Here is a 12,678-nt window from a genome sequence, read left to right as displayed (position 1 = left end):
ACCTGACTCACATCATTAACGCCGCCGACGGCGTGGGGATTTCGTTTTTTCTTTCTTTTTAACTATACCTTCAGGGACTTCCGGTTGCTCTATCGGAAATACCGGTAATGCATCCAGTAGCCGCTTGCCGTAGTTTTTGGTGAGCAAGCGTTTATCGTAAATCACCACTTCGCCCCAGCAACCGTGGCTTCGAATCAGTCGCCCAACCTGCTGAATCAGGTTAAACGAGGCGCTCGGCAGGCTTTGTACTTCAAACGGATAGCGGTTGAGGCTTTTCAGCCATTCACCTTCGGTGATCACTACTGGGCTGTCGATGGGCGGAAAAGCGATTTTGTGGATATGCACCTGGCTTAACAGATCACCTTTCAAATCAAGCCCTTCGGCAAATGACTGTAAACCCACCAGCACGCTGCGCTCACCGTTGGCAACGCGTTTGCGGTGCAGTTCAACTAAACGGTAACGCGGCTGATCGCCCTGCACCAGCAGCATCAGACGTAAATCCGTCACATAGTCGAGAAACCGCTGCATCGCCCGTCCGCTGGCAAACAGTACCAACATACCGAGATGTTTTTTGCTCTCCACCTGTTCACGGAAAAAGGCCGCCATTTCGGCAATGTGCTGTTCTTCGTTGTCGATGGAAGGCTCAAAGCGCATCCGGGGAATAACAATTTTGCCCTGTTCGCAGTGGTTAAAGGGCGAATCCAGCGCCACAAAACGGTCGCCCGCTTTCTCTTTCAGCCCGCTCATCTCCTGCAAACGCGAAAAACTGTTCAGCGAACGCAAGGTTGCGGAGGTAACAATAATGTGCGGAATACTACGCCACAACAGCCTTTCCAGCTGATCGCTGACACGTATTCCCACGCAGTGAAACCAAAGGTGTAACTGCCCGTCGCGCTCTTCCCGCGTCGCCCATTTAGTGACGGGTGCACCGGAAGATTGCGCCAGAGAAGCCAGCCGCCAGAGTTTGCTTTGCGCCTCGAACATCCCCAACGCGCGGTTCATCTGCAAAATCAACCGATGCAGACGCACAATGTCGTGACTGCCGGTTTTCTCGCTTAAATCGTTAAGAAATAACTCCGCCAGACCACGCAGCATCTCGGTGAGTTTTGCCAGCCGCTGGCAGATCTCCAGCACTTCATCAGGCAGTTCGCCCATCGCAAAACGGTGCTCTGCCTCCTGCCCGGCAGGCATGTAGAGATTGAGAATGTTGTTTAACGAGGCGATAAGCTCATACAGCTCTTCACAATGCGCATTCAAACGTTCAGGGATTGCCAGCGGTGGGATCGTCTTCGGGCGAAACTGCTCCATACAGGTAGCAACAAGCTTCGTAAACAAGTCCAGCTGCAGCCGATACCAGGGCGCGGTAATTTCGGCGCTCATCTCGAGCGCATCCCTTGCCACATCCGGCAGGTGATGACCTTCGTCCAGCACCAGCAGTAAATTTTTCGGGTCAGGCAATACGGCTTCGCTTTCCATCGCCGCCATCACCAGCGCATGGTTTGCCACCACCACTTCCGCTTCCTGAATCTCCCGACGAGCAACAAAAAACGGGCATTCACGATAGTAGTAACAGTTGCGGTTGAGGCAGCTGGCTTTGTCGGTACTCAAGCGACGCCAGAGATCGTCATCTATAGCGATATCCGTATGATCGCGCAGACCATCCCATTTATAAGTATCGAGATCGCCCTTAAGCTTCGCACAACGTTTTTGCTCTTCCTGATTGTTCGGTGTCAGCTCGTCGTCAAGAAACGCCAGCAGATCCTGTTGCGTGGGTTCAGTGCTGGCGAGCGCCGTCAGATTACGCGGGCAAACGTAGCGCCCACGCCCAAAAGCGGCAGTGAATTTAAGATCGGGAATGATCTTTTTCAGCAGTGGCAAATCTTTGCTGTAGATCTGATCCTGCAATGCCACGTTGGCGGTACTCACCACCAACGTTTTTTGCTCTTCGCGGGCAATGGCGATGCCGGGAATCAAATAGGAGAGCGTTTTCCCAACGCCGGTGGGTGCTTCAATCGCCAGATGCCGCCCTTCTTCTCCGGCCAGCGTTTTGGCGACGTCCGCAATCATCTGCCGCTGCGGCGCACGGGGAATAAAGTCGGGGATCTGTTCCTGAAGCGCCTTATACCAGGCGGCAATTTGCGCTTTAAGCGCGGCGGTTAATGCCATGAGAAAACCTGAAATACTGTATAAACAGCCAATATTGTGGCATTTTTCGGTTTTCAGCGGTAATGGTTTTTCTGTTTCTGGAAAGCGGCTCGCAAACACGCCCTCACACAATATATTTGATTGAAAGTTCGACGGCACGGTGAGCGCCAGTCTTCAGGGCAGAAAACAGCAAGTGATACCTCATTTCGTGGTTACACTTGCCGCCGTCATCGCTTCGCAGGAACCGGTATTGCCCGCCCTGGCCTGAGCCAGGGCCATCAATGCCATTATCCTGTTGGGATCTTTACAGCCATGCGTCTGGCGTCCACTCGGATAAAACTTTAGAAAAACGATATTGTGCGTAGCGGACCATATCACGATATAACGAACTTATACGCAGCTGGTTGGCCTCTTCATTAGACAGATTATTGAAATCAAGCAATACCGCTTTGTATGTATTAAAAGTTTGACTGCTTATCATATTTTCATCTAAAGAGTGAGCTTTAGCCAATAAAGCAAATGCATAACGTTTTAAAATTTTTGACGCATCAGGAATACCGTAAAAGACATTACTATGAGAAATATTTGCAAATACGGCAGACAGACAGAAAAATATTTTAGACTTATCACTTTCACTGGCCTCTTTGAGATCCAGCATCATTAATAGATTAGTGTAATGTTTTTCTTTCAAAGTATGCTGTTGCCATTGGTCTGAATCGGTCATCAAAGAGGAAAATAATGATTTAAATTCTGTCGGTTGATTATCCGATTCTGGCACAAAGTCTGTTTTTCGCATTATTGCTGACATAAATACATCACGAATATAACCTTTCAATCCAAGAGCATTGAGAATCAATTGGTGTTTCTTATTTTTCTGCGCATATTCCCATCCTTTTGCAAATAAAGGAAATGCACGCGTACAAATCGTTTCTGGATCATCTCTGACAACTTCATGGGTATCCTGCAAAGATGGATAAATAGAGTAACTATTCCAGATAGTCTTTTTCTGAACATTTGGCTCGAGCATTGAGATTAACGCCTGGTGCGATAAACGCATTACTCGCCCGGAGTTATCGGATGATAACAGGATATAACATTTATTATCTTTATCTAACAATCCTTGCAGCTGATTGAAATTCAACTTTATTTCTTCAGTAACGAATTGTTTTATTTCAGGTAATACCTGATAATTGTGATAAAGGTCAAATGCTAAGTTTTTCTCTTCAACACTTCTGTTTTCAAAAAGCAAATCAATAAATTGAATAAATCTATAATTTTCAGAAACCATCAACTCTGGTCTCTTTAAAAAGAGAGCATGGAAAAAGTTAATTATTTCCGTATCGTTACTCAGATTTTTATTTCTGAAGTAGCACAGATACGTATCCAATGCGCGCATAACAAGTTCATGATCGCTATTAAGTGGGGATTTTAATAGTTTTGCTATTATGGACGATGGGAATGCTACCATGTCCCGCAGCGTGAAGAGTTCCATGCCATCAGTTAATTGCGTTAGCAAATCTTTTACTGTTTTTATGTTATCAGTATTATCATTGAAAGATTCGTCTGCCAGAGACTCTAGTTTTTCTATCATCCCCCCGATTACAAATATATCTTTTTCGCTCTCCACGTCATGATTAGACATATCATCGACGATATCTTTAACTTTACTATCACTTTCATATAGTTTTTCTCTCACAATATTATTAGCGTTTACTGCAGAAGTCGCATCATAATAGGATGGCGGAATAATAACAGAGAATTCGTTAGTGAATATAGAATGATATGCAAGATTATCATCATTCAATTTCTCACCAACGTTAAGCGAATTAATATCCCTCAGAATATGCGTCTCAATCTGACTGTCAAAAAGACTTTTAGAAAAACCACTACCTTCAGTCAGTTCAATTTTCATCCTGAGTATTTTATTTTTGAGGTCAGAAAATGTATTTACATAAGGAATAAAAACATCTGATGAATTAGAGTTATTTTTCTTTCCATTAATATTATCTATTCTGACGGTGATCCCTTTCTCATCACGATGAATTGCATTATTCATATTTATAGAGATCACATTTTCATGTCTGGATTGCCCGGTTTTAATCGTCATATTGATATCATTTGCGCTGATCTCCGAAATCTCACTGACGAATTTTTTAAATGCATTATAGCGCTGGTGGCCAGCATTAAATTTGCCAAATGAAACATAATATGCGAAGTGTTCAAGGAAACCATGTAATTCCAGTAAATTAACCGGGTCAGAACCCTGCACCATATTTAATAACATCGTCGCATAACCATTGCATTTTGAACAATCCATACACCGCTCCTTTGCACATGAATGATCTGCGGATCATAAGCCTGGCAAAATAGGGAATCTTACAGAAATCGCTCATTTTTAACTTTTCGTACTGCAAACTCAGGATCAACCGGGTTATGAAAGTCTGCTGCTGTACGGATCTAAACAGGCTGACAATCAATCTTTCTATCAATAAGCAGAAATGAGCGATTTTTGATAGTTAATTTAAATTATTTCATAGTAATACTTTCATAATCTATAGCTTGCACATAATGATTACTTATTATTTTTATCAATTTTAATTTGACGTATTAAAGGAGTTAATATGCGTAATTTGTTTGAGCAGTGGCCATTATTTAAACCTAACACACCAGGCAACTCCAACTATTTCCCTGACAACTTATCCATTACAGATATGGTTTTCTGGTTTGACAATAATGCCAAAAAACTGCTAGATGTTATTAAAAAAACAAAGAACCATGAACAAAAGCAGATGTTCATTCAGCATTTAACATCAACCTTATATAATAATAAGGTATTAAACAACCCTTATCATTTAGAACCGCAAAAAATTTCTAATGAGCAAATAGCCTTACCAATAATTAATATTTTATATGATAATTCTGACGTATTTCATAAAGAAAGTATTTTGTTTTTTTCACAATTATTTATAAAAAATATCAAACTTTTTGATATAAATAGTCTGGAAGATTTAATGACTTTTGATAGCCCCGATGCATCTTCTATTTTTGATACCCGGGGGTACCTCTCGACGTATCATGTTCAGCCAGATTTACTCGATTATAAGAACAAAATAATCATCCTTTTGGTTAAAATTCTTAATCATATTAATGACAAAAATAGCAAATACAACACTGAGGAAAAGAAAGTTTTCTATAACAAGTTATTGGCACCACTACGCCATATAAATAACGACGGAAATAAAATATTGATATTAAATTATCTTATAACGAACATCTTTACCTCCACAAATTCAAATCCTGATAGTTTGCTCTTTGATGCCATACTGGATATTGCACATAACTCTGTTCACAGAGGATATTTAAATCAACATAGTTTAATCAGGCATCGCTGCGTCCAACACGCACTGATTAACATCATCTCAAAACAAACAGACATTGACTTAAAAATAAAATGGATAAAAGATATAGTTTTAGTGTTGAAGTTACAACATGATGATTTATCGAAATGTATCAGCCCACTGATTTTCGCTATTGAATCGATAAAAACAACTAGCATTAGCGATGCGACAATTAAATCCTCTTCACAAATATTAAAATTGCATAATTATATGGAGATGTGTTATACACTTTTTGATAGCTATCCAAATTTAATAACTGAATATAATGATTTATTCACGGATTGTATTTCTATTGTTACACAATACGATCTGAGAGGATATTTCAGCAGACTGTTTGAGATGATAGAGATTACCGACAATGAAACTAAAAAGAATACAACTGCTTTTTTAATTAGCAGAATTGAATCCCGGCATTTATATCAACCTAAAATTGCCGCTCAATCTTTGAAATTGTTATTGAATACAGATATTCCTTATGCATATTCATCATTGCCAACATTACTTAATATTCTACAAAAAACAGTTTATGAACCGGGGCATCTGGAGTTACTCGATAAAGTGTTAAAGTTATGTGCCAAAAATATTCAGGCGTCAGAATTTGACAGTTTATTGGAACTGCTAAAGATATACGGTAATGAAACGACTGCACACTTTATTTTGCTTAGGGAGATAGTCGGATACACTATAGACAATGAAAATAATAAAATCAGGGACAGAATCAAGCTAATACTAAATCACATATCTCATAATAATTTTCCAGATGATGAACAAACACTTTATGCAATAGCATGTTTATTCCAGACTTTCCCAGAATTTGTTTATGAATATCAACCAATGTTATTAACAATAAGTGAAATTGCAAGAAGAAATAATTTCATTGCCATTTTAAATACACTAGATAGATCATAAAGCAAATTTATTAAAAACAATAAAATCAGACATGACATTCATGTCTGACCGTGTTACCTGAATAAAGGGCAAAAGCCTGTGATACTCTTTTGCCCTTACATGGTATTACTGCGCAGCGGCAGGTTTACGCGGACGGCGGCGACGTTGTTGTTCGCCTGCCGGTTTGGCATCGCCGAGGCGGCGAGACGGTTTTTCTGCAGGTTTCGCGCTTGCAGATTTTGCGCCACCTTCCCCACGGCGTGGTTGCTGTTGACCGCGACCACCACCTTGCCCACGACCGCCGCCGCCACGTTGCTGGCGACCGTTCTGGATCGGTTCGGCTTTGATTGACGGGTCCGGCTCATAGCCCGGAATCGCAATGCGTGGAATCTCTTTTTTCAGCAGTTTTTCGATATCACGCAGAAGTTTGTGTTCATCCACACACACCAGCGATAACGCTTCACCAGTTGCCGCTGCACGACCGGTACGCCCGATACGGTGGACGTAATCTTCCGGTACGTTTGGCAGTTCATAGTTGACGACGTGCGGCAACTCTTCGATATCCAGACCGCGTGCAGCGATGTCAGTTGCCACCAGAACACGAATATCGCCCGATTTAAAATCGGCCAGTGCACGAGTACGCGCACCTTGCGATTTATTACCGTGGATCGCCGCACTGCGGATACCATCTTTATTGAGCTGTTCAGCCAGATGGTTAGCACCGTGTTTGGTACGGGTAAACACCAGCACCTGCTGCCAGTTCCCTTTACCAATCATGTGCGACAGTAATTCGCGTTTACGTTTCTTATCGACAAAGTGAACGTGCTGGGTCACCTGATCAGACGCGGTATTGCGGCGTGCCACTTCAATTTCCAGTGGGTTATGCAGCAGTTTTTCCGCCAGGTTTTTAATATCGTCAGAGAACGTGGCGGAGAACAACAGGTTCTGGCGCTTCGCTGGCAGCTTAGTCAACACACGACGGATATCGTGGATAAAGCCCATGTCGAGCATGCGGTCAGCTTCATCGAGGACGAGAATTTCAACCTGATCCAGCTTCACTGCATTCTGATGTTCCAGGTCCAGCAAACGCCCCGGCGTTGCCACCAGCACATCAACGCCACCGCGCAGCTTCATCATCTGCGGGTTGATGCTGACGCCGCCAAACACCACCAGCGAACGAATATTCAGGTATTTGCTGTAATCACGGACGTTTTCGCCAATCTGCGCCGCCAGTTCACGGGTTGGGGTAAGAATGAGCGCACGGACCGGACGACGCCCTTTGGCGTGCGGCTGGCGAGTAATCAAATGTTGCAACAGGGGCAGCGTAAAGCCTGCCGTTTTGCCGGTGCCAGTCTGGGCACTGGCCATCAGGTCGCGGCCTTCCAGCACCGCTGGGATCGCCTGCTGCTGAATAGGGGTGGGTTCACGGTAACCCTGCTCGGCAACGGCGCGCAGGATATCAGGGCTTAAACCCAAAGAATCGAAAGACATAACTACTCCGAACCGCCCCGACCGTTACCGGTGTAGTTTTCAGGGAGATACTGAAAAGGAAAATGACAAAAACCACAATGTCATGAGGGAGCGGAGTGTAGCAGTTTTTGTGACGCAGCGCATAAATTATCCCTGTGACTGGCGTTGCTAAAATTCCTGGTCATACTGGACAACTCCCATATGGAGTCATAATCTTAATCAATCATTTGATTAAGAATGGACTGTGCGATGAATAATCCTGCCATGACAATCAAGGGTGAACAGGCGAAAAAACAGCTGATTGCTGCCGCACTGGCGCAGTTTGGTGAATATGGAATGAACGCCACCACCCGCGAGATAGCCGCCCAGGCCGGGCAGAATATCGCTGCCATCACCTACTACTTCGGTTCGAAAGAAGATTTGTATCTCGCCTGCGCCCAGTGGATTGCCGATTTTATTGGCGAGCAGTTCCGTCCGCACGCTGAAGAAGCCGAACGCTTGTTCGCGCAACCACAGCCTGATCGCGCAGCTATTCGTGAACTGATCCTTCGTGCCTGCAGGAACATGATTAAGCTGCTCACCCAGGATGACACCGTCAACCTCAGCAAGTTTATCTCCCGTGAGCAACTCTCTCCTACGGCAGCCTACCACCTGGTGCATGAACAGGTGATTAGCCCGCTACACAGCCACCTTACACGCCTGATTGCCGCCTGGACCGGCTGCGACGCCAACGACACCCGCATGATCCTCCATACCCATGCGTTGATTGGTGAGATTCTGGCGTTTCGTCTTGGCAAAGAAACTATTTTGTTACGTACCGGCTGGACCGCGTTCGATGAAGAAAAGACCGAACTGATTAACCAGACGGTAACCTGTCATATCGACCTGATTTTGCAAGGATTATCGCAAAGGAGTTTGTAGTGATGAAAAAACCTGTCGTGATCGGACTGGCGGTAGTGGTACTTGCCGCCGTGGTTGCCGGAGGCTACTGGTGGTATCAAAGCCGCCAGGATAACGGCCTGACGCTGTATGGCAACGTGGATATTCGCACCGTGAATCTTAGCTTCCGTGTCGGTGGTCGCGTTGAATCGCTGGCCGTAGACGAAGGTGATGCGATTAAAGCGGGCCAGGTGCTGGGCGAACTGGATCATAAGCCGTATGAAATTGCCCTGATGCAGGCAAAAGCGGGTGTTTCGGTGGCACAGGCGCAGTATGACCTGATGCTTGCCGGGTATCGCGATGAAGAAATCGCTCAGGCCGCCGCCGCCGTAAAACAGGCGCAGGCCGCATATGACTATGCGCAGAACTTCTACAACCGCCAGCAAGGGTTGTGGAAAAGTCGCACTATTTCGGCAAACGACCTGGAAAATGCCCGCTCCTCGCGCGACCAGGCGCAGGCAACGCTGAAATCAGCACAGGATAAATTGCGTCAGTATCGCTCCGGTAATCGTGAACAGGACATCGCCCAGGCGAAAGCCAGTCTCGAACAGGCGCAGGCGCAACTGGCGCAGGCGGAGCTGAATTTACAGGACTCAACGTTGATAGCACCGTCTGATGGCACGCTGTTAACGCGCGCGGTGGAGCCAGGCACGGTCCTCAACGAAGGTGGCACGGTGTTTACCGTTTCACTAACGCGTCCGGTGTGGGTGCGCGCTTATGTTGATGAACGTAATCTTGACCAGGCCCAGCCGGGGCGCAAAGTGCTGCTTTATACCGACGGTCGCCCGGACAAGCCGTATCACGGGCAGATTGGTTTCGTTTCACCGACTGCTGAATTTACCCCGAAAACTGTCGAAACGCCGGATCTGCGTACCGACCTCGTCTATCGCCTGCGTATTGTGGTGACCGACGCCGATGATGCCTTACGCCAGGGAATGCCGGTGACGGTGCAATTCGGTAACGAGGCAGGACATGAATGATGCCGTTATTACGCTGAACGGCCTGGAAAAACGCTTTCCGGGCATGGACAAGCCCGCTGTCGCGCCGCTCGACTGTACCATTCATGCTGGTTATGTAACGGGGCTGGTGGGGCCGGATGGCGCAGGCAAAACCACGCTGATGCGCATGCTGGCGGGATTACTGAAACCCGACAGCGGCAGTGCCACGGTGATTGGCTTTGATCCGATCAAAAATGACGGCGCGCTGCACGCCGTGCTTGGCTATATGCCGCAGAAATTTGGTCTGTATGAAGATCTGACGGTGATGGAGAACCTCAATCTTTACGCGGATTTGCGCAGCGTCACCGGCGAGGCACGGAAGCAGACTTTTTCTCGCCTGCTGGAGTTTACGTCTCTTGGCCCGTTTACCGGACGCCTGGCGGGCAAGCTCTCCGGCGGGATGAAGCAAAAACTCGGCCTGGCCTGTACCCTGGTGGGCGAACCGAAAGTGTTGCTGCTCGATGAACCCGGCGTCGGCGTTGACCCTATCTCACGGCGTGAACTGTGGCAGATGGTGCATGAGCTGGCAGGCGAAGGGATGTTAATCCTCTGGAGTACCTCGTATCTCGACGAAGCCGAACAGTGCCGTGACGTGTTACTGATGAACGAAGGCGAGTTGCTGTATCAGGGAGAACCGACGGCCCTGACGCAAACCATGGCCGGACGTAGCTTTCTGATGACCAGCCCGCACGAGGGCAACCGCAAATTGTTGCAACGCGCCTTGAAACTGCCACAGGTGAGCGACGGCATGATTCAGGGGAAATCGGTGCGTCTGATCCTCAAAAAAGAGGCCACGCCAGACGATATTCGCCACGCCGACGGGATGCCAGAAATCGACATCAGCCAAACCACACCGCGTTTTGAAGATGCGTTTATTGATTTGCTGGGCGGAGCTGGAACCTCGGAATCACCGCTGGGCGCAATATTGCATACGGTGGAAGGTACACCTGGCGAGACGGTGATCGAAGCGAAAGAGCTGACCAAAAAGTTTGGCGATTTTGCCGCCACCGATCACGTCAACTTTTCCGTCAAACGCGGTGAAATCTTTGGTTTGCTCGGGCCAAACGGTGCAGGGAAATCGACCACCTTTAAGATGATGTGCGGCTTGTTGGTACCGACCTCTGGCCAGGCGCTGGTGCTGGGGATGGATCTGAAAGAGAGTTCTGGCAAAGCGCGCCAGCATCTCGGCTATATGGCGCAAAAGTTTTCGCTCTATGGCAACCTGACGGTCGAACAGAATTTACGCTTTTTCTCTGGTGTGTATGGCTTACGCGGTCGGGCGCAGAACGAAAAAATCTCCCGTATGAGCGAGGCGTTCGGCCTGAAAAGTATCGCCTCCCACGCGACCGATGAACTGCCCTTAGGTTTTAAACAGCGGCTGGCGCTGGCCTGTTCGCTAATGCATGAACCGGACATTCTGTTTCTCGATGAACCGACGTCCGGCGTTGATCCCCTCACCCGCCGTGAATTTTGGTTGCATATCAACAGCATGGTAGAGAAAGGCGTCACGGTAATGGTCACCACCCACTTTATGGATGAAGCAGAATATTGTGACCGCATCGGCCTGGTGTATCGTGGGAAATTAATCGCCAGCGGCACGCCAGATGATTTGAAAGCGCAGTCGGCCAACGACGAGCAACCCGATCCCACAATGGAGCAGGCCTTTATTCAGTTGATCCACGACTGGGATAAGGAGCATGGCAATGAGTAATCCGATCCTGTCCTGGCGTCGCGTGCGGGCGCTGTGCGTCAAAGAGACACGGCAGATCGTTCGCGATCCGAGTAGCTGGCTGATTGCAGTGGTGATCCCACTGTTGCTGCTGTTTATATTTGGCTACGGCATTAACCTCGACTCCAGCAAGCTGCGGGTTGGGATTTTGCTGGAACAGCGTAGCGAAGCGGCGCTGGATTTCACCCATACCATGACCGGTTCGCCCTACATCGACGCCACCATCAGCGATAACCGTCAGGAATTGATCGCCAAAATGCAGGCGGGAAAAATTCGTGGCCTGGTGGTGATTCCGGTGGATTTCGCCGAACAGATGGAGCGCGCCAACGCTACCGCGCCGATTCAGGTGATCACCGACGGCAGTGAGCCGAATACCGCTAACTTTGTGCAAGGTTATGTCGAAGGGATCTGGCAGATCTGGCAAATGCAGCGGGCAGAGGACAACGGGCAGACTTTTGAACCACTTATCGACGTCCAGACTCGCTACTGGTTTAACCCGGCGGCGATTAGCCAGCACTTTATTATCCCCGGTGCGGTAACCATCATCATGACGGTTATCGGCGCGATTCTCACCTCGCTGGTGGTGGCGCGAGAATGGGAACGCGGCACCATGGAGGCGTTACTCTCTACGGAGATAACCCGCACGGAACTGTTGCTGTGTAAGCTGATCCCTTATTACTTCCTTGGGATGCTGGCGATGTTGCTGTGTATGCTGGTGTCAGTGTTTATTCTCGGCGTGCCGTATCGCGGGTCGCTGCTGATTCTGTTTTTTATCTCCAGCCTGTTTTTGCTCAGTACTCTGGGAATGGGACTGCTGATTTCCACAATTACCCGCAACCAGTTCAACGCCGCACAAGTTGCCCTGAACGCCGCTTTTCTGCCGTCGATTATGCTTTCCGGCTTTATTTTTCAGATAGACAGTATGCCCGCGGTGATCCGCGCGGTGACGTACATTATTCCCGCACGTTATTTCGTCAGCACCCTGCAAAGCCTGTTCCTCGCCGGGAATATTCCGGTGGTGCTGGTGGTGAACGTGCTGTTTTTGATCGCTTCGGCGGTGATGTTTATCGGCCTGACGTGGCTGAAAACCAAACGTCGGCTGGATTAGGGA

8 protein-coding genes are annotated in these 12,678 nt (G+C 47.5%); 5 read left to right on the top strand and 3 right to left on the bottom strand.

Features of this window, described 5'->3' with window-relative positions:
* Positions 1–15 precede the first annotated feature (15 nt).
* Positions 16–2,166: an ATP-dependent DNA helicase DinG gene (dinG, locus tag BGE37_RS05325; RefSeq protein WP_032183796.1), complete on the bottom strand. Its 2,151-nt coding sequence runs from the start codon at positions 2,164–2,166 to the stop codon at positions 16–18.
* A 283-nt stretch (positions 2,167–2,449) separates the two neighbouring features.
* On the bottom strand, positions 2,450–4,462 hold the full coding sequence (locus BGE37_RS05315) for a type III effector (protein ID WP_105287841.1): 2,013 nt from the start codon (positions 4,460–4,462) through the stop codon (positions 2,450–2,452).
* Positions 4,463–4,766: 304 nt separating this feature from the next.
* Between BGE37_RS05315 and BGE37_RS25315 the strand changes: the two genes are divergently transcribed.
* Entirely contained in the window at positions 4,767–6,452 is a 1,686-nt protein-coding gene (locus BGE37_RS25315; protein ID WP_157944749.1) for a hypothetical protein, read from the top strand.
* A gap of 105 nt (positions 6,453–6,557) precedes the next feature.
* On the opposite strand, the gene rhlE is transcribed toward BGE37_RS25315, so the two are convergent.
* Positions 6,558–7,922 (bottom strand): ATP-dependent RNA helicase RhlE, encoded by a 1,365-nt coding sequence (gene rhlE, locus BGE37_RS05310; protein ID WP_088541626.1) that lies wholly within the window; start codon positions 7,920–7,922, stop codon positions 6,558–6,560.
* A 228-nt stretch (positions 7,923–8,150) separates the two neighbouring features.
* On the opposite strand from rhlE, the gene cecR reads away from it, so the two are divergent.
* The 4 genes from cecR to BGE37_RS05290 are packed head-to-tail and all read left to right on the top strand — an operon-like array spanning position 8,151 to position 12,675.
* Positions 8,151–8,822: a DNA-binding transcriptional regulator CecR gene (cecR, locus tag BGE37_RS05305; protein WP_001296991.1), complete on the top strand. Its 672-nt coding sequence runs from the start codon at positions 8,151–8,153 to the stop codon at positions 8,820–8,822.
* A 2-nt stretch (positions 8,823–8,824) separates the two neighbouring features.
* Positions 8,825–9,820: a secretion protein HlyD gene (gene hlyD / locus BGE37_RS05300; protein WP_001296990.1), complete on the top strand. Its 996-nt coding sequence runs from the start codon at positions 8,825–8,827 to the stop codon at positions 9,818–9,820.
* Positions 9,813–11,549, top strand: a complete 1,737-nt coding sequence (locus tag BGE37_RS05295; protein ID WP_105287840.1) for an ATP-binding cassette domain-containing protein — start codon at positions 9,813–9,815, stop codon at positions 11,547–11,549. The genes hlyD and BGE37_RS05295 overlap by 8 nt, the downstream gene beginning before the upstream one ends.
* Complete coding sequence (locus BGE37_RS05290; RefSeq protein WP_000070131.1) at positions 11,542–12,675, top strand: ABC transporter permease; 1,134 nt, start codon at positions 11,542–11,544, stop codon at positions 12,673–12,675. The genes BGE37_RS05295 and BGE37_RS05290 overlap by 8 nt, the downstream gene beginning before the upstream one ends.
* Positions 12,676–12,678: the final 3 nt, after the last annotated feature.

This window comes from Escherichia sp. MOD1-EC6300, assembly GCF_002965045.1.
GTDB lineage: Bacteria > Pseudomonadota > Gammaproteobacteria > Enterobacterales > Enterobacteriaceae > Escherichia > Escherichia coli_F.
Note: the sequence above shows the minus strand (reverse complement) of the source record. Positions and strands in the feature narration are given on the sequence as shown.

What these genes read in the sequence shown, in the direction of transcription:
- dinG (WP_032183796.1), bottom strand. Translation starts at nt 2,166, where the DNA reads ATGGCATTAACCGCCGCGCTTAAAGCGCAAATTGCCGCCTGGTATAAG.
- BGE37_RS05315 (WP_105287841.1), bottom strand. Translation starts at nt 4,462, where the DNA reads ATGGATTGTTCAAAATGCAATGGTTATGCGACGATGTTATTAAATATG.
- BGE37_RS25315 (WP_157944749.1), top strand. Translation starts at nt 4,767, where the DNA reads ATGCGTAATTTGTTTGAGCAGTGGCCATTATTTAAACCTAACACACCA.
- rhlE (WP_088541626.1), bottom strand. Translation starts at nt 7,922, where the DNA reads ATGTCTTTCGATTCTTTGGGTTTAAGCCCTGATATCCTGCGCGCCGTT.
- cecR (WP_001296991.1), top strand. Translation starts at nt 8,151, where the DNA reads ATGAATAATCCTGCCATGACAATCAAGGGTGAACAGGCGAAAAAACAG.
- hlyD (WP_001296990.1), top strand. Translation starts at nt 8,825, where the DNA reads ATGAAAAAACCTGTCGTGATCGGACTGGCGGTAGTGGTACTTGCCGCC.
- BGE37_RS05295 (WP_105287840.1), top strand. Translation starts at nt 9,813, where the DNA reads ATGAATGATGCCGTTATTACGCTGAACGGCCTGGAAAAACGCTTTCCG.
- BGE37_RS05290 (WP_000070131.1), top strand. Translation starts at nt 11,542, where the DNA reads ATGAGTAATCCGATCCTGTCCTGGCGTCGCGTGCGGGCGCTGTGCGTC.